The sequence below is a fragment of the Rathayibacter agropyri genome, from assembly GCF_013249015.1.
In the GTDB taxonomy this organism is placed as follows: domain Bacteria; phylum Actinomycetota; class Actinomycetes; order Actinomycetales; family Microbacteriaceae; genus Rathayibacter; species Rathayibacter agropyri.
This window is the reverse complement of record NZ_JABRPL010000001.1, coordinates 368,841-385,587: the sequence shown is the minus strand read 5'-3', so window position 1 is coordinate 385,587 and position 16,747 is coordinate 368,841. Positions and strand designations below refer to the sequence as shown.

The window sequence follows — 16,747 nt, the reverse complement described above, 5'->3', positions numbered from 1 at the left end:
AGGGCGACGTGTCCGCGGTAGACAGCTTTGGATCGAAAGACACCCTGACGGTCGGCTCGACCGACTACGAGGTGTTCCGCATCGACCGGGTCCCCGGTCACGAGAAGCTCCCGTTCAGCCTCAAGGTGCTGCTCGAGAACCTGCTCCGCACGGAGGACGGCGCCAACATCACGGCCGACCACATTCGCGCGCTCGGCGAGTGGGTTCCGGAGTCGGACCCAGACACCGAGATCCAGTTCACCCCGGCCCGCGTCGTGATGCAGGACTTCACCGGTGTGCCCTGCATCGTCGACCTCGCGACCATGCGCGAGGCCGTGGCGGCCCTGGGCGGCGACGCGAACCGGATCAATCCGCTCGCCCCCGCCGAGATGGTCATCGATCACTCCGTCATCGCCGACCTCTTCGGTACAGAAGACGCCCTCGAGCGCAATGTCGAGCTCGAATACGAGCGCAACGGCGAGCGCTACCAGTTCCTCCGCTGGGGCCAGACCGCCTTCGACGACTTCAAGGTCGTTCCGCCGGGAACGGGCATCGTCCACCAGGTCAATATCGAGTACCTGGCCCGCGTCACGATGACCCGCGAGGTCGGCGGAGCGCTGCGCGCCTATCCCGATACCTGCGTCGGTACCGACTCGCACACCACGATGGTCAACGGTCTCGGCGTGCTGGGCTGGGGCGTCGGCGGCATCGAGGCCGAGGCGGCGATGCTCGGCCAGCCCGTCTCGATGCTCATTCCCAAGGTCGTCGGCTTCAAGCTGACCGGAGCGATCCCGACCGGCGTGACCGCGACCGACGTCGTCCTCACCATCACCCAGATGCTGCGCAAGCACGGCGTCGTCGGCAAGTTCGTGGAGTTTTACGGAGCCGGTGTCGCCGAGGTGCCGCTGGCGAACCGCGCGACCATCGGCAACATGAGCCCCGAGTTCGGCTCGACCGCCGCGATGTTCCCGATCGACGACGTGACTCTCGACTACCTGCGCCTCACCGGCCGCCACGACGAGCAGATCGCCCTCGTCGAGCAGTACTCCAAGTTGCAGAAGCTCTGGCACGACCCCGCAGTCGAGCCTGTGTTCAGCGAGTACCTCGAGCTCGACCTCAGCACGGTCGTGCCCTCGATCGCCGGTCCGAAGCGCCCGCAGGACCGTATTGAGTTGTCGTCGGCCAAGACTCAGTTCGAGTCCGACCTCACCAACTACGCGGATGTCTCGCACGACATTGTCGACCTCACTCTGACGGAATCGTTCCCGGCCTCCGATCCCGGAGAGCTTCAGCCGCAGGACGAACACAGCAGCCACGAGCACGTCCACCGCTCGCATGCACCAGCCAGCGCCTCCAAGCCGACCATCGTCGAGCTGGGCAAGAAAGGCGAACGCTTCACGATCGACCACGGCGCGGTCGCCATCGCCGCGATTACCTCCTGCACCAACACGTCGAACCCCTCGGTCATGCTCGCGGCCGGCCTGCTCGCCCGCAATGCAGCACAGAAGGGGCTGAAGGCGAAGCCGTGGGTCAAGACCACGCTGGCTCCCGGCTCGAAGGTTGTCACCGACTACTACGAGAAGGCGGGCCTGACGAAGTCGCTCGAGGCTCTCGGCTTCTACACCGTCGGCTACGGCTGCACCACCTGCATCGGCAACTCCGGCCCGCTGCTCGAGGAGATCTCGGCCGCGGTGCAGGACAACGACCTCGCCGTGACCGCGGTGCTCTCGGGCAACCGCAACTTCGAGGGCCGCATCAACCCCGACGTGAAGATGAACTACCTCGCGAGCCCGCCGCTCGTGATCGCCTACGCACTGGCCGGATCGATGAACTTCGACTTCGAGGTCGACGCGCTGGGCACCGACTCCGACGGCAATGATGTGTTCCTGAAGGACATCTGGCCCGACGCGGCCGAGGTGCAGGCGACGATCGACTCCTCGATCGACAAGTCGATGTTCGACACGCAGTACGCGGGCGTGTTCGACGGCGACGAGCGCTGGCGTGCGCTCCAGACGCCTGAGGGTTCGATCTTCGAGTGGGACGAGACATCGACCTACGTGCGCAAACCCCCGTACTTCGACGGCATGACGATGGAGACGACCCCGGTCACCGATATTGCTGGCGCGCGCGTGCTCGCCCAGCTGGGCGACTCCGTCACCACCGACCACATCAGCCCCGCCGGCTCGATCAAGGCCGACAGTCCCGCCGGACGCTACCTCGATGCCCACGGCATCGACCGGAAGGACTACAACTCCTACGGCTCGCGCCGCGGCAACCACGAGGTGATGATCCGCGGCACCTTCGCGAACATCCGCCTGCGCAACCAACTGCTCGACGGCGTCGAGGGCGGCTACACCCGCGACTTCACCCAGGCCGATGCTCCGCAGTCGTTCATCTATGACGCCTCCGAGAACTACCAGGCCGCGGGGACTCCGCTCGTCATCCTGGGCGGCAAGGAGTACGGCTCCGGCTCGTCGCGCGACTGGGCCGCCAAGGGCACGAGCCTCCTGGGCGTCAAGGCGGTCATCGTCGAGAGCTTCGAGCGGATCCACCGCTCCAACCTCATCGGCATGGGCGTCGTGCCTCTGCAATTCCCGGCGGGGGAGAGCTGGGAGTCGCTCGGACTCGACGGCACCGAGTCGATCAGCATCTCGGGCATCGAGAAGTTGAACGAGGGCGTCACTCCCAAGACTGTGCACGTGGTCGCCGAGCCGACCGAGCACTCCGCCGAGGGAAAGCAGACCGTCGAATTCGACGCGGTCGTCCGCATTGACACCCCCGGTGAGGCGGACTACTACCGCAACGGCGGCATCCTGCAGTACGTGCTGCGCTCGCTCGTCTGATCAGCTGCAGAACGGGTGCGCCTCCCCTTAAAGGGGAGGCGCACCCGTATTCCTGGCGAGCCCGTGCGTAGACTCGGGAGACGTCCCCACCCTCGACTCCCCTCCGGAAGGCGGCGCGCATGGCTGTTCTCGAGACCATCGGCGGTCCTCGCGATCTCGATCGCCTGACCCGTGTCGAGCTCGAGACCTTGGCGCACGAGATCCGCGACTTCCTTGTGCTCGAAGTGTCGAAGACGGGCGGTCACCTCGGTCCGAACCTCGGCGTGGTCGAGATGACCATCGCGATCCACCGGGTCTTCGACTCGCCGCACGACGCGATCATCTTCGATACCGGGCACCAGTCGTACGTGCACAAGCTTCTGACGGGGCGGCAGGACTTTTCACGCTTGCGTCAGCGCGGTGGCCTCGCGGGCTACCCGCAGCGGTCGGAGTCGCCGCACGACATCGTCGAGAGTTCGCACGCCTCGAGTTCGCTCTCGTGGGCGGATGGGATCTCGCGCGCGTTCACCATGACCGGTCAGAAGGACCGCCACGTCGTGGCCGTCGTCGGTGACGGAGCGCTGACCGGAGGAATGACCTGGGAGGCGTTGAACAACATTAGCGACGACAATTCCCGCGGTCTCGTCATCGTGGTCAACGACAACGGCCGCTCCTATGCCCCGACCATCGGCGGCATGGCGCGGTTCCTCAACGGAGTACGGACCCGGCCCGGCTACCGCACGATGCACCGCGGCTCGCGCGCAGTCTCGGAGCGACTCGGCGGACCGGCCGCCGCCGTCTACCGTGGTGTGCGCGGCGGGCTGCACGGCTTCCTCAGCCGCTTCATCAATAACGAGGCGCTGTACTCCAATCTCGACATCAAGTACCTCGGGCCGATTGACGGCCACGACCTCACGGCGATGGAGGAGGCGCTCCAGCAGGCCAAGGACTACGGCCAGCCGGTGATCGTGCATGCGATCACGCAGAAGGGCAAGGGCTTTGGTCCGGCCGTAGACGACCTCGCCGACCAGTTCCACGCCGTCGGGCAGATCGACCATGAGACCGGCGAGCCGCTCGCGGCTCCCGGTGCCCGCTCCTGGACATCGGTGTTCGCGGAGGAGATCGTCACGCTCGCCGACGAGGACCCGAGCATCGTCGGCATCACCGCGGCGATGCTCCGCCCGGTCGGGCTCGACCGACTCGCGGAGAAGTACCCCGAGCGGGTCTTCGATGTCGGTATCGCAGAACAGCACGCCGTGACCTCGGCCGCGGGTCTTGCCTTCGGCGGGCTCCACCCCGTGGTGGCGCTCTACGCGACATTCGTGAATCGTGCCTTCGACCAGGTGCTGATGGATGTCGCCCTCCACCGCGCGGGGGTCACCTTCGTACTCGATCGCGCGGGAGTGACCGGACCTGACGGTCCGAGCCACCACGGCATGTGGGACCTCGCGATCCTCCAGGTCGTGCCGAACATCCGCTTGGCCGCCCCCCGCGACTCCCTTCGACTGCGCGAAGAGCTGCGCGAGGCCGTGGGCGTGGCCGACGCGCCGACCGTGGTTCGCTTCTCGAAGGGCGACGTCGGCGAGGAGATCGAGGCCGTCGAGCGCCTGAGCGACGGGGTCGACATTCTCGCTCGCGGCGAGCGGCAGGACGTGCTGCTCGTCACCGTGGGACCGATGGCAGCAACGGGGCTCGACGTCGCGCGGCGTCTGGGCGCGCAGGGCATCGGAGCGACGGTCGTCGATCCGCGCTGGGTCGTTCCGGTGCCGGCGAGCATCATCGAACTTGCCCGCGAGCACCGCATCGTCGTCTCGATTGAGGACGGAGTGCGCGTCGGCGGGATCGGCACCCGGATCCGTCAGGATCTGCGCGAAGCCGGCGTGGACACGGCGGTGACCGAGCTCGGGCTCCCCGACCAGTTCCTCGACCACGCGAAGCGTGACGAGATCCTTGAGGACGTGGGGCTCACTCCGCAGCACATCGCACGCGACGTGGTGGCACAGGTGCTCGGCAGCAAGATCCCGGTTGCACGGCCTCTACCGGACGAGGTCGCGGAACGCGACGACGCGCGCAGCGACTGACCTCTGCGTCGCGGCCGATCTGCAGGACTGGGCGCGATCTGCAGGACTGGGTGCGATCTGCAGGACTTCCTCGCCCCAAGGGTTTTCCCGCCGGTGGAATGATCGTGTCCGAGGGAACAGATCTCCTGCAGATCGCACGGAGGGTCTGTCAGGACACGCCGCGAATGGCGGGGTGGTGGAAGGTGTCGCCGAAGGCGCGCTCGCTCGCGCCGACACGGTCGAGGTAGGGCGTCAGCCCGCCCATCTGGAACGGGTAGCCCGCGCCCAGGATGAGGCAGAGGTCGATGTCCTCGGCGGCGTGCACGACGTCGTCGTCCAGCATCCGCTTCACCTCGTCGGCGAGACCTGTCTCGACGCGCAGCCGAAGCTGCTCCGCCGTCATCGGCTCGGTACCGCCCGCGACGATCGCGACAGCGCGCTTGTCCACGCCCTTCACGCGGCCCTTCGCGTCCCGCTCGAACACGTGGCCGAGTTCGGCGAGGCGATGCAGGTTGGGGCTGGCGAAGAAGCGGTCCGGGAAGGCGGCGTGGTGCGTGTCGAGCACGTGAGCACCAACCTTGAGGCCGACCAGCTCGAGCAGCTCGAACGGGGTCATCGGCAGGCCGAAGGGGGTAAGCGAGCGCTCGACCACTTCGAACGGCGTGCCGGTATCGACGGCGTGCATCGCCTCGCCGAGGACCTTCGCAAGCACACGGTTCACGACGAAGCCCGGGGTGTCGCGCGTGATGACCGCGTTCTTTTTGAGCGTTGCGGCGGTCACCATCGCGGTCGACAGGGTTTTGTCGTCGGTGTGTGGTGTGCGGACCACCTCGATCAGCGGCATGACCGCGACCGGGTTGAAGAAGTGGAAGCCGACGAGGCGCTCCGGGTGCTGTAGCCGCTCACCGATCCGCTCGACCGAGAGGGACGAGGTGTTGGTGGCGAGCACCGCGGTCGGTGAGACGTAGCGCTCGATGTCGGCGAACACCTCCTGCTTCACCGACAGCTCCTCGAAGACCGCCTCGATCACCCAGTCGGCATCGGCGAAGTCGGAGCGGTCAGTCGTGCCGGTGATCAGCGCGCGGAGGCGATTGGCGTCATCGGGGGAGACGCGACCCTTCGCCAACAGGGTGTCGATTTCGCTGCGGATGCCCGCCACGCCCTTGTCGACACGCTCCTGATCGAGGTCGGTGATGACCACCGGGACCTGGAGGCGACGCAGGAAGAGCAGGGCGAACTGCGAGGCCATCAGCCCCGCTCCGACCACGCCGACCTTGGTGACCGGCTTCGCGAGCGCCTTGTCCGGCGCGCCTGCCGGGCGCTTGGCCCGCTTCTGCACCAGGTCGAAGGCGTACATGCTCGCGCGGAACTGATCTCCCGAGATCAGATCGGCCAGCGCCTCGTCCTCGGCGGCGAACCCCTCTTCACGGGTGGTGTTCTTTGCTGCTTTAAGCAGTTCCAGTGCGCGGTAGGGCGAGGCCGCGACGGTGCCAATCCGCGACTCGAGTTGCTTGCGGGCAATCGAGATCGCGGCGTCCCACTTGACCAGGCGCTCCAGCTTCCCGGGGGCATTCGGACGCTGTACCGTCACGGTGCCGCCCAGTACGCCATCGGCCCAGCGGAGCGAATCCTCGAGGAAGGTAGCGGGCGCGAAGATCGCGTCGGCGATGCCAAGGTCAAATACCTCCTGGCCCTTGAGCGTGCGGTTGTTCTTGAGCGGGTTTTCGACGACGACCCTGAGGGCGTTCTCGATTCCGATCAGATTCGGCAGGAGCCACGCGCCGCCCCAGCCCGGGATGATCCCCAGGAACACCTCGGGCAGCCCCAGCGCGGGGATGGAGGAGTCGACGGTGCGGTAGTTGGCGTTCAGACCGATCTCGGTGCCACCGCCGAGCGCGAGTCCGTTAATGAAGGCAAAGGAGGGCACACCCAGCTCGGCGAGCATCCCGAGCGTCCGGTGGCCGAGGCGCGCCAGCTGACGGCCGAGCTCGCGGCTCGGGATCTGCCCGACTTTGCTGAGGTCGGCCCCGGCGGCCAGGATGAACGGCTTGCCCGTGACGCCGACCGCGTGGATCTCGCCGCGCGAGGCCCGCTCCTTCTGTGCGATCAGGACATCGGCCAACTCCCAGAGCGATGCCGGTCCAAAGGTGTTGGGCCGGGTGTGATCGCGGTCGTTGTCGAGTGTGATCAGGGCGAGCGTGCGACCGCTGGGCAGCGGTACGTCGCGGAGGTAGGAGTGGGTGACGATCTCGCCCTCAGCGAGGTCCACGAGATTCTCGAATCCGTCGAGCATAGGTCAGCGTCCCTTCCGTCGTGACTGCTTGCCGTCGAAGTGCGGGTTCTCCCAGATCACCGTGCCGCCCTGGCCAAGGCCGACGCAGAGCGCGGTCAGGCCGTACTGCACTTCGGGGTGCGCCTCAAACTGACGGGCGAGCTGGATCATCAGCCGTACCCCGGAGGAGGCGAGCGGGTGGCCGACCGCGATTGCTCCGCCGTACTGGTTGACCCGGGGCTCGTCGTCGTCGAGACCGAAGTGGTCGAGGAAGGAGAGCACCTGCACGGCGAACGCCTCGTTAAGCTCGAACAGCCCGATGTCATCGATGCCCAGGCCCGCCTTGTGCAGCGCTTTCTCGGTGGAGGGAACGGGGCCGATGCCCATTATCTCGGGCTCGACTCCGGCGTAGGCGAAGCTCACCATCCGCATCTTCGTGCTCAGCCCGAGTTCCTTCGCCGCCTCGGCACTGGCTAGCAACGACACGGTCGCGCCGTCGTTGAGTCCGGAGGAATTGCCTGCGGTGACGCGGCCGTGCGGGCGGAACGGGGTACGCAGCCCCGCGAGCCCCTCAAGGGTGGTCTCGGGGCGCGGTGCCTCGTCGGCGGTGGCGAGGCCCCACCCGGACGCGCTGCGGGTGGCGACAGGCACGAGGTCCGGCTGAATATTCTCCGCGGCATAGGCGGCGGCAAGTTTCTGCTGGCTGCGCAGCGCGTAGTGGTCGGCGCGCTCCTTGGTCAGGTGCGGGAAGCGGTCGTGGATCCGCTCTGCGGTGCGGCCCATATTGAGAGCGTCCTCGCCGACGAGGCGTTCCGAGAGGAAGCGCGGGTTGGGGTCGGCACCGAAGCCCATGGGGTGGCGGCCCATGTGCTCGACTCCGCCCGCGAGAACGACGTCGTAGGCGCCGAACGCGATGCCACCGGCCGTGGTGGTGACCGAGGTCATCGCTCCGGCGCACATGCGGTCGATGGCGAAGCCGGGCACCGATGTGGGTAGACCCGCGAGGATCGCCGCGGTCCGTCCGAGGGTGAGGCCCTGGTCGCCCTGCTGGGTGGTCGCGGCGATGGCCACCTCATCCACCCGCTCCTTCGGCAGCGCGCCATTGCGCTCGAGCAGGCCGATCATCGCCTTGACGACGAGGTCGTCGGCTCTGGTCTGCCAGTACATGCCCTTCTCGCCGGCACGTCCGAACGGAGTACGGACTCCGTCGACGAAGACGACTTCGGATTTCTCGGCCACAATGCCTCCCAGGAACTCACGGTCCCGTCGATCGTAGGAACCAGCACCGCCTGGCCGGAATCCTTTGCCGCTTCCTACGAAGGGGGTTCGGTGCCCTCGGGCGGCGCTTGGGCGGCTTCGACAAACGCTGTCGCGATCGAGCCGGACGTCGCCTCGATTTGCCAGGGTCTGGCTCCGGCGCGGGCGAGCTCGGCAGCGACGGTCGCCGCGTCCAGCGGCTCGGGCGGATTCCAGGCCACCCGGCGCAGCAACTCGGGCGTCAGCACGTTCTCCACCGGCATGGTGAGCAGTTCGGCGATCTCGGTCACCACCGCGCGACCGGCCTTGAGCCGGGCGTCGGCTGCCGGGTTGCGGTCGCCCCAGGCGCGCGGCGGAGGGAGGGTATCGACGGTGGGTCGGGTGGGGCTTGGCAGATCCTCGGTCGTGGCACCCCGCTCGATCGCGGCCCACCAGCGCTCCACCTCGCCGCGACTGGCGCGACCCGTGAAATCGCGGCGACCCGAGAGCTGCCCGATGCTGGTCGGGACGTTGCGGGCGACGGCGATGATCGAGGCGTCCGGGATGAGGCGGCCGGGCGCGATGTCGCGCTCGCGGGCAAAGGCGTCGCGAGCCAGCCACAGTTCTCGCGCCACGGCGAGAGGCCGCTGACCGCGGAGGGAGTGCACTCCAGAGAGGCGCCGCCAGGGATCGGCAGGAACGACCTTCGGCGCGCGAGCCAGGGTCGCCTCGAACTCCTCGCGCGCGATCCGGATCTTCCGAGCCTCGATGAGCAACTCCTCCATCCGATCGCGCAGGTCGACCAGGAGTTCGACGTCCTTGGCGGCGTAGACGAGCCAGCTCTGAGGGAGCGGACGGGTGGACCAGTCGGCCGCCGAGTGCTCTTTCGCAAGGTGGACGCCGAGCAGATCCTCCACGACGGCGCCGAGACCGACCCGGGGCAGACCCAGGAGCCGAGCCGCGAGCTCGGTGTCGAAAATGCGGACGGGATCGAGACCGACCTCACGCAGGCACGCGAGGTCCTGACTCGCGGCGTGCAGGACCCACTCCTCCTCGCCGATGACCGCCTGAAGCGCGTCCAGCCGACCGATGGCCGGCGGGTCGAGGAGGAACGCACCGGCGCCCCGTCGGTAGACCTGGATCAGGTACGCGCGCTGCGAGTAGGTGAATCCAGAAGCGCGCTCGGCGTCCACAGCGACGGGACCCTCGCCGGCAGCGATGGCGTCGACCGCGGCGAGGAACTCGTCGGGTGTGGAAAGGACTCGATAATCAGTCACGGTTGTTCCGTCGGAGGGCGAGCGAGGTCACACCGTCGCCCGATACGGGCGGGAGACCCGCGAGCATGCACAACAGCTCCCCCCACCCTTCCACGTGTGTGGCGAGCTGCGCATCCTCTGGACTCCAGGACGCACGGATCTCGATCTGCGCGCCGTCGCCCTGGGCCGCCAACTCGCCGAACCCGGTCGAGAGCACTTTCGTCGCCGTGCCAGAGGCGGCGGAGTACCGGGCGCCACGCACCTCGAGCGCATCGATCAGCCACGACCAGGCCACCTCGGCAAGGAAGGGATCGGTGCCGATCTCGACCTCGAGTGGTGCCTGAGCGAAGCAGACCACTCGGAAAGGGCCGCCCCACTGCTCGGGCTCTTCGGGATCGTAGAGCAGGATGAAGCGCCCGGTGCCCAGTTCGGAGTCGCGGCCGTGGGCGCGCGGCGAGACGTCACCGGCGAGGGCAAGAGCCCAGGGCGCAAGTCCGGCGGGCGAGGCGATCTCGGACACGGTGAGTTCCTCGCGCGTGACGGCCGCGCGGATCGACTGTGTCGCGATCCGGAACTCCTCGGGTAGCTGGGACGACGCTGGGAATTCGGGCACGTCCGCAGAATAGGGTTCTGGCGCGCCTGCGGCCAGGAGGCACGCCGAGCACCGTGGCGGCCGGCGTCAGGGGAGTGAGCGCGCGGCGGACATCAGCGTCAGCGACTCCAGCGCGCGTAGATGGAGCCGGAGTCGTCGACCGCGAGAAGCGCGAGGGCGAACGAGTCGTCGACGACTGCATCGCCGGTCGCGATCGGGAGCCCCGGCAGGACGACGCGGGGCGAGGTCGTCAGGCAGAGCTCATCGACGCGGCCGGAGGCGAGGAACTGGCCGGCGAGCGACGCGCCTCCCTCGCACACCACCCGGTGCAGCCCGAGGTCGGCGAGAGCGCGCAGGACGGCGTCGACAGCAAGGCGGCCATCGGCGGAGGGCACCGCGACCACCTCCACTCCCTCGGGGAGACCGGTGACCGCGCCGAGCGACTCCGGAACGAGGAGGAGGACACGAGAGCCCTCCTGCAACTCGAGCCGGTGCCCGGCCAGATCGCCCGACGCCGAGAGCACGGCCAGCGGGACTCGCTGGGGAACCCGGTAGCCTTCGGCGCGCACGCTCGCCGCCCCTACGAGCACGACATCCGCGTGCTCGCGGATCACGCCGAGGATCATCCGGTCGACCCGGTTGGTGAGGGTCTCGCTTGTGCCGTCCGAACCGGTGCTGGATCCGGTGATGCTCGCGATCATGTTCAGGCGCACCCGAACCCCGTCACCCGGGCGGTAGGCCTCGACGATCGCCGCACGGGCACCGTCCTCACCCAGCCGGATCGGCGGGCCCGGCGGGACGAGCGGCTGGAGGATCATGCGGCGAGCAGGGCGCGGACCTGCCGTTTGGTGCGGCCGAGGAGCGCGGTCATGCCGCGCAGGCGGAGCGGTGACACTGCCTCCGAGAGCCCGATGGTCTGCGGGAAGTCGTCTGGCACCGCAAGCACTTGCTCGGGGGTCAGCCCGTCGAGGCCCTGCGCGAGGATCGACGCGAAGCCGCGAGTCGTCGGTGCCTCGCGTGGAGCCGTCGCGTGCAGGTGAACGGCTCCGTCCTGGACGTCGACGACGATGAAGACCGGCGCCTGGCACTCCTCGACCCGCTCGAAGAGGTCCGGATGGTCGCGATAGCGCTCGGGCAGCTCGGGAAGTTCGTTCGAGAACTCGAGGAGGAGCTGGAGGCGCTCCGGCTTCTCGAGAGCGAGGAATTCATCGCGGATGTCGCGGAGCGCGTCGGGCAGCGCGGGCGTTGGGTCAGTCATCACATCCAGTGTCTCATCAGGGAGTCGGTCGTCGGATTCGCGCAAAAGGGCGAGGGGCTGGCTCGCCCGCTGACGGACGGCCGGGCCCCTCGCCCTCGATACAGTGCTCAGCGAGCGGCCGGGGCCTCACCGGGCTCGGCACCCTGAACGATCGGGACGCGCACGGCGCTGCCCCACTCGGTCCATGACCCGTCGTAGTTGCGGACACCCTCGAAGCCGAGCAGGTGGGTCAGCACGAACCAGGTGTGCGCCGAACGCTCGCCAATGCGGCAGTAAGCGATCACCGAGTCGCCGTCCTTCAGACCCGCGCCCTCGCGGTAAATGCCGTTCAGCTCCTCGAGCGGGCGGAAGGTTCCGTCGTCGGCCGCGGCCTTGCCCCAGGGCACGTTCTGGGCGCTCGGGATGTGACCGGCACGGAGGGCACCCTCCTCCGGGTAGGCCGGTGCGGACGTCCGCTGCCCGGTGAACTCCTCTGGAGAGCGGACGTCGATCAGCGGATTGCCGAAGTGCGCGAGGACGTCATCCTTGAAGGCGCGGATGTCGGCGTCGCTGCGATCAACGACCGGATACTCGACGGCCGAGGGCGAGGAGGCATCGGTCGTCGTGGGACGCCCGTCGGCGATCCACTTGTCGCGCCCGCCGTCGAGAAGGCGGACGTCCTCGTGACCGAAGAGAGTGAACACCCACAGTGCGTAGGCGGCCCACCAGTTGTTCTTGTCGCCGTAGATGACGACGGTGGTGTCGCGGGCGATCCCCTTGCCCCCGACCAGCGCCGCGAACCCCGCGCCGTCGATGTAGTCGCGCTGCACGGGGTCGTTGAGGTCGGTGTGCCAGTCGATCTTGACCGAGCCGGGGATATGGCCGGTCTCGTAGAGCAGGACGTCCTCGTCGGACTCCACGACGACGAGACCCGGAGTGCCGAGACGCTGCTCGAGCCAGTCGGCGCTCACGAGTCGTTCTGGGTGCGCGTAGGAGGCGAACGTGGGCGACGGATCGGTTTCGACGGGCAAGAGAGAACCTCCAGGATGATGCGCGGAGCGCGGGCGTGATTCCACGGCGGGCTACGCTGGAGCCCGCCCTCCAGCGACAGTACGCGCCCGCGGACAGCGCCGCACGGAGGGCGCCGTAAGAGTTCGACACCGAACCGGTTCAGCAGCGAACCGGCTCGACACGGAACCGCGGCGAATCCGCGCCCCGCGCCCTGGCGCGAAGCGGACGCCGACACTGAGCGCGCGGAGCCCCAGCCGGCGCAGGATGCGAGACGCGAGTGAGCCACGAGGACGTCCGATCAACGAGCAGCCTGACCGCGCGCTCGCCGCAGATCAGCGGGCACGAGATCGCGTCGACGCTGGTGCCGCCACGCCAGTTCGAGGGCGCCACCTTCGAGAGCTACCGTCCTGATCCGGAGTACCCCTCGCAGGCCGAGGCCGTCGAGGTCCTGCGTGCTTTCGCCGCGGGAGGCGGCTCGAAGGGCGGCGGCGGCTTCCTGGGCTTCGGTCGGAGGAAGGTGCCGGCCAGCAAGCCCGGCGTGTACCTCGACGGCGGTTTCGGCGTCGGCAAGACGCACCTGCTCGCCGCCATCTGGCACGCCGTTCCGGGACGCACGTACTTCGGCACCTTCATCGAGTACACCGCGCTCGTCGGTGCGCTCGGCTATGCGGCGACCGTCTCGTTGCTGAAGGGCTCCGCTCTGCTCTGCATCGACGAGTTCGAACTGGACGATCCGGGCGACACGATGCTGATGACCCGCTTGCTCGGCGAACTCGTCGCCTCCGGAACCCGCATTGCAGCCACCTCGAACACACCGCCCAACGCCCTGGGCGAGGGCCGATTCGCCGCCGCGGACTTCCTCCGCGAGATCCAGTCGATGGCCGCCCACTTCGAGACGATGCGGATCGACGGCACCGATTACCGCCGCCGCGACATCGAGGGCCACGCCCTGGTGCGCACCGACGACGAGCTCGACGCGCTCGTGGCAGCGGCGCCGTCCGGCTCCGTCGTCACCGACGACTCCTTCGCCGCGGCCGTCGGCCATCTGGGCACCGTGCACCCCTCCCGCTACATCAAGGTGATCGACGGAGTGGACGCCATCGTGCTCCGCGGCGTCGAAGCGCTCACCGACCAGACGGACGCGCTGCGCCTCGTTGCCTTCATCGACCGGGTCTATGACGCGCAGATCCCGGTGCTCGCCTCAGGAACGCCGCTGGACGAGGTCTTCGGCGGCGACATGCTCAGCGGCGGCTACCGCAAGAAGTACCTCCGCTCGATGTCTCGTCTGATCGCGCTGACGTCGATGCCGCTCCGCGCCTAGCGCGCCGCGCTCTCACCCCTGACACCCGGGGCCCCTGAGGCCCGGTTCGTGCCGATCACCGGGGTCCTGTAATGCGCTGTTTACCTGAGGGGCTGGTCCGTAACCTCCGCGAAACGTGCTGCCGCACGGGTCGAAACGTCCCCCCGCCAGACTGTCGGCTACCCGAGGTGACCCGACACCCGCGTGTCTCGAGGACGTACACCAACTCCGCGTCCTTGCTCCGGGCTTTTCTCTGCACATTCACGAGAGGTTCAATTATGGATCAAGGCAATACCGCGTTCCTGCTCATCGCAGCCGCGCTGGTCCTGCTCATGACCCCCGGACTCGCCTTCTTCTACGGCGGTCTGGTTCGTGCGAAGAGCGTCATCAGCATGATGATGCTCAGCTTTGGAGCAATGGGACTCATCGGCGTCCTCTGGGTGCTCTATGGCTACGCGATCGCGTTCGGCAATGGTCCAGGAGGAGCCGCGGGCACCGACACCTTCGTCGGCATCGACGGCGTGCTCGGCATCGACACCGCTCAGATCGGGTTGCAGGGCGTGTACAACGACGCGCTCGGCGAGCAGTCGTCGGCCTACCCGACCCTCGCCTTCGCCGCCTTCCAGGCGACCTTCGCGATCATCACCGTCGCGCTGATCTCGGGCGCCATCGCCGACCGCGCCAAGTTCGGGGCCTGGATGGTCTTCGCCGGCGTCTGGGCGACCGTCGTCTACTTCCCCGTGGCCTCCTGGGTCTTCAACTTCACCCTCGGTGACGACGCCAGCGTCGTCGACGGCGGCTGGATTGCCTACGGTGTCGGAGCGATCGACTTCGCCGGCGGCACCGCCGTGCACATCAACGCAGGTGCGGCCGCTCTGGCCCTCGCCCTGGTACTCGGCAAGCGCGTGAACTTCACGAAGGGCGCGCACCAGCCGCACAACCCGCCGTTCGTCCTGCTCGGCGCCGGTCTGCTCTGGTTCGGCTGGTTCGGCTTCAACGCGGGATCCGAACTCGCTGCGGACGGGATCGCGGCGATCGCGTTCCTGAACACCATCGCCGCGCCGGCCGCTGCGATCCTCGGCTGGCTGGTCGTCGAAAAGATCAAGGACGGCAAGCCCACGTCGATCGGAGCCGCGTCGGGCGCCGTGGCCGGCCTCGTCGCCATCACCCCGGCCTGTGCCAGCCTGTCGCCGTTCTGGGCCATCGTGCTCGGAGTCATCACCGGTGCGGTGTGTGCCCTGGCGATCGACCTCAAGTACCGCCTCGGCTATGACGACTCGCTCGATGTCGTCGGCGTGCACCTCGTGGGCGGCCTGATCGGAACGCTGTACATCGGCTTCTTCGGCACCAACGTGGGCCTGTTCCTCACGGGCGACGCCAGCCAGCTCGGCAAGCAGGCTCTCGCGGCCGTCACCGTCCTGGTTTACTCCTTCGTGATGACCCTCCTGATCGGCTGGATCATCCAGAAGACGATGGGCTTCCGCGTGAAGAACGAGGACGAGATCGCAGGCATCGACACCGCGATCCACGGCGAGGCGGGCTACGTCCTGGCGGACTAGGACGTCTCCGACACAGCGCCCAGCGGGGTGCCGGCTCTCCGGAGTCGGCACCCCGTCATCGTTCACGCGCCGTTCGTGCCGCGCTGGCCGCATCCCGGCTAGGGTTCCGTGGGTGCCCTCCTCGCGCTCGGTCGTGTCCCTGCTCCTCCGACTTCTCGGGCGCACGAGAGCTGCCCGACCCGACGCCGGCCCGCAGCGGCCCTACCTGTCAACGACCGCGCCGACGCCCGGCGCCAGCGGAGTAGGTCGCACCGTCGAGGTAGATCCGTCCAGACTGCGCGGCGTGCGCCTCGCCTACGCCCCCACCCCCGATAGAGATCCTGACCCTGGCGAGGTGGTCTGGACCTGGGTCCCCTACGAGGAGGACGACGGCCGCGGCAAGGACCGGCCGGTCCTGGTACTCGCCGTCGAGAAGACCGGCACGGTGCTCGCGGTGCGCCTGAGTTCGAAGGAACACGCGGAGTATCTCGCGGTCGGCGCCGGCGCATGGGATCCGGACGGACGCCCGAGCTGGGTCGACCCGGAGCGCGTGTTCCGCGTGCACCCGGCGGGAATGCGGCGAGAAGGCGCAGCCCTCGAGCGGGCACGATACGACGCCGTGGCGCGAGTGCTCACCGCCCGCTACGGCTGGCGCTGACCCGTACCCGGAGGATCAGGCCGGGTCGATCGGCACGAAGTCCGGGTACTTCGCCGCGCGACCGTCGCCCGACGAGGTGCCGGTGAGCCGGCGGCGCAGCCAGGGCGTCACGTGCTGGCGGTAGTACTGCACGGACCCGCGGCGCGCACGGAGTGGCTGCCGCGGCGTCTGCGCCGAGTAGGCCGGGCGAGCGAATCCGAGCGAGCGGAGGACGCGGCCTGCGACCCGGTCATGCCCCGTCGGACCGAGATGCAACCGGTCCTCCGACCAGAGCGACGGATCCGCAAAGGCCGGGTCGTGCCAGTTGTCCGCGATGACGACGTCACTCCGGTGCCGTAGCCGGCGCAGAACGGCGTCAGCCAACGCGTCCCCGCGACGTCGGATGAGGCGCCCGAGCGGCAGCTGGAACGAGGGGTCGGCGCCAGCGAGCGAGATCAGCGTCACTCCCTCCTCGTCGCAGCGTTCGAGGACGCGGAGGTAGGCGTCGGCGATCCGCTCGATGTCGGCGCGCGGGCGGAGCATGTCGTTGCCTCCGCCGTTGAAGGAGAGGTGGGTCGGACCGAGTGCAAGAGCAGGCTCGAGCTGTTCGGCGAGGATGGGGGCGATCAGGCGGCCGCGAATCGCCAGGTTGGCGTACTCGATCTGCTCGCCAGTTGCCTCCGCCCAGCCCTGCGCGGTGAGATCGGCCCAGCCGCGAGGGGCGCCGTCCGGAAACTCGTCGCCCACTCCCTCGGTGAACGAGTCGCCGATCGCGACGTAGCGGACGGTCGTCATCGGCGGTATCTC

At 68.4% G+C, this 16,747-nt stretch carries 13 protein-coding genes; 5 read left to right on the top strand and 8 right to left on the bottom strand.

Annotated features, from left to right (window positions below):
* The first annotated feature begins 8 nt into the window (after positions 1–8).
* On the top strand, positions 9–2,822 hold the full coding sequence (acnA, locus tag HRF29_RS01765; RefSeq protein WP_343043605.1) for an aconitate hydratase AcnA: 2,814 nt from the start codon (positions 9–11) through the stop codon (positions 2,820–2,822).
* A gap of 119 nt (positions 2,823–2,941) precedes the next feature.
* Positions 2,942–4,882 carry a 1-deoxy-D-xylulose-5-phosphate synthase gene (gene dxs, locus HRF29_RS01760; RefSeq protein WP_173243766.1) on the top strand — a complete coding sequence of 647 codons (1,941 nt, stop codon included), beginning with the start codon at positions 2,942–2,944 and terminating at the stop codon, positions 4,880–4,882.
* 148 nt (positions 4,883–5,030) lie between these two features.
* On the opposite strand, the gene HRF29_RS01755 is transcribed toward dxs, so the two are convergent.
* The 7 genes from HRF29_RS01755 to HRF29_RS01725 form a co-directional block, all read right to left on the bottom strand.
* Complete coding sequence (locus HRF29_RS01755; RefSeq protein ID WP_173243763.1) at positions 5,031–7,154, bottom strand: 3-hydroxyacyl-CoA dehydrogenase NAD-binding domain-containing protein; 2,124 nt, start codon at positions 7,152–7,154, stop codon at positions 5,031–5,033.
* A 3-nt stretch (positions 7,155–7,157) separates the two neighbouring features.
* Positions 7,158–8,372 (bottom strand): acetyl-CoA C-acyltransferase, encoded by a 1,215-nt coding sequence (locus tag HRF29_RS01750; RefSeq protein ID WP_173243760.1) that lies wholly within the window; start codon positions 8,370–8,372, stop codon positions 7,158–7,160.
* A gap of 74 nt (positions 8,373–8,446) precedes the next feature.
* Entirely contained in the window at positions 8,447–9,646 is a 1,200-nt protein-coding gene (locus HRF29_RS01745; RefSeq protein WP_173243757.1) for an HRDC domain-containing protein, read from the bottom strand.
* The gene (locus tag HRF29_RS01740) at positions 9,639–10,238 is read right to left on the bottom strand and encodes a DUF3000 family protein (protein WP_173243753.1); all 600 of its coding nucleotides are present in this window, start codon (positions 10,236–10,238) and stop codon (positions 9,639–9,641) included. Before HRF29_RS01740 ends, HRF29_RS01745 begins: the two co-directional genes overlap by 8 nt.
* Positions 10,239–10,336: 98 nt before the next feature.
* Positions 10,337–11,035 (bottom strand): dihydrofolate reductase family protein, encoded by a 699-nt coding sequence (locus HRF29_RS01735; RefSeq protein WP_173243750.1) that lies wholly within the window; start codon positions 11,033–11,035, stop codon positions 10,337–10,339.
* Complete coding sequence (locus tag HRF29_RS01730; RefSeq protein ID WP_173243747.1) at positions 11,032–11,475, bottom strand: SufE family protein; 444 nt, start codon at positions 11,473–11,475, stop codon at positions 11,032–11,034. Before HRF29_RS01730 ends, HRF29_RS01735 begins: the two co-directional genes overlap by 4 nt.
* 107 nt (positions 11,476–11,582) lie before the next feature.
* A complete protein-coding gene (locus HRF29_RS01725; RefSeq protein WP_173243743.1) occupies positions 11,583–12,485 on the bottom strand; it encodes a sulfurtransferase in 903 nt (300 codons plus the stop codon).
* Between the two features lie 257 nt (positions 12,486–12,742).
* Between HRF29_RS01725 and zapE the strand changes: the two genes are divergently transcribed.
* From zapE to HRF29_RS01710, 3 genes are all read left to right on the top strand, one after another.
* Positions 12,743–13,786, top strand: coding sequence for a cell division protein ZapE (gene zapE, locus HRF29_RS01720; protein WP_173243740.1), 1,044 nt, complete (start codon positions 12,743–12,745; stop codon positions 13,784–13,786).
* Positions 13,787–14,043: 257 nt separating this feature from the next.
* Complete coding sequence (locus tag HRF29_RS01715) at positions 14,044–15,324, top strand: ammonium transporter (RefSeq protein WP_173243737.1); 1,281 nt, start codon at positions 14,044–14,046, stop codon at positions 15,322–15,324.
* A gap of 112 nt (positions 15,325–15,436) precedes the next feature.
* The gene (locus HRF29_RS01710) at positions 15,437–15,961 is read left to right on the top strand and encodes a type II toxin-antitoxin system PemK/MazF family toxin (RefSeq protein WP_343043604.1); all 525 of its coding nucleotides are present in this window, start codon (positions 15,437–15,439) and stop codon (positions 15,959–15,961) included.
* A 15-nt stretch (positions 15,962–15,976) separates the two neighbouring features.
* On the opposite strand, the gene HRF29_RS01705 is transcribed toward HRF29_RS01710, so the two are convergent.
* A complete protein-coding gene (locus tag HRF29_RS01705) occupies positions 15,977–16,735 on the bottom strand; it encodes an SGNH/GDSL hydrolase family protein (RefSeq protein WP_173243732.1) in 759 nt (252 codons plus the stop codon).
* Between the last annotated feature and the right edge of the window lie 12 nt (positions 16,736–16,747).

Coding starts and splice junctions, on each gene's coding strand:
- dxs (WP_173243766.1), top strand. CDS start 2,942: ATGGCTGTTCTCGAGACCATCGGCGGTCCTCGCGATCTCGATCGCCTG.
- HRF29_RS01755 (WP_173243763.1), bottom strand. CDS start 7,154: ATGCTCGACGGATTCGAGAATCTCGTGGACCTCGCTGAGGGCGAGATC.
- HRF29_RS01735 (WP_173243750.1), bottom strand. CDS start 11,035: ATGATCCTCCAGCCGCTCGTCCCGCCGGGCCCGCCGATCCGGCTGGGT.
- HRF29_RS01730 (WP_173243747.1), bottom strand. CDS start 11,475: ATGACTGACCCAACGCCCGCGCTGCCCGACGCGCTCCGCGACATCCGC.
- HRF29_RS01715 (WP_173243737.1), top strand. CDS start 14,044: ATGGATCAAGGCAATACCGCGTTCCTGCTCATCGCAGCCGCGCTGGTC.
- HRF29_RS01705 (WP_173243732.1), bottom strand. CDS start 16,735: ATGACGACCGTCCGCTACGTCGCGATCGGCGACTCGTTCACCGAGGGA.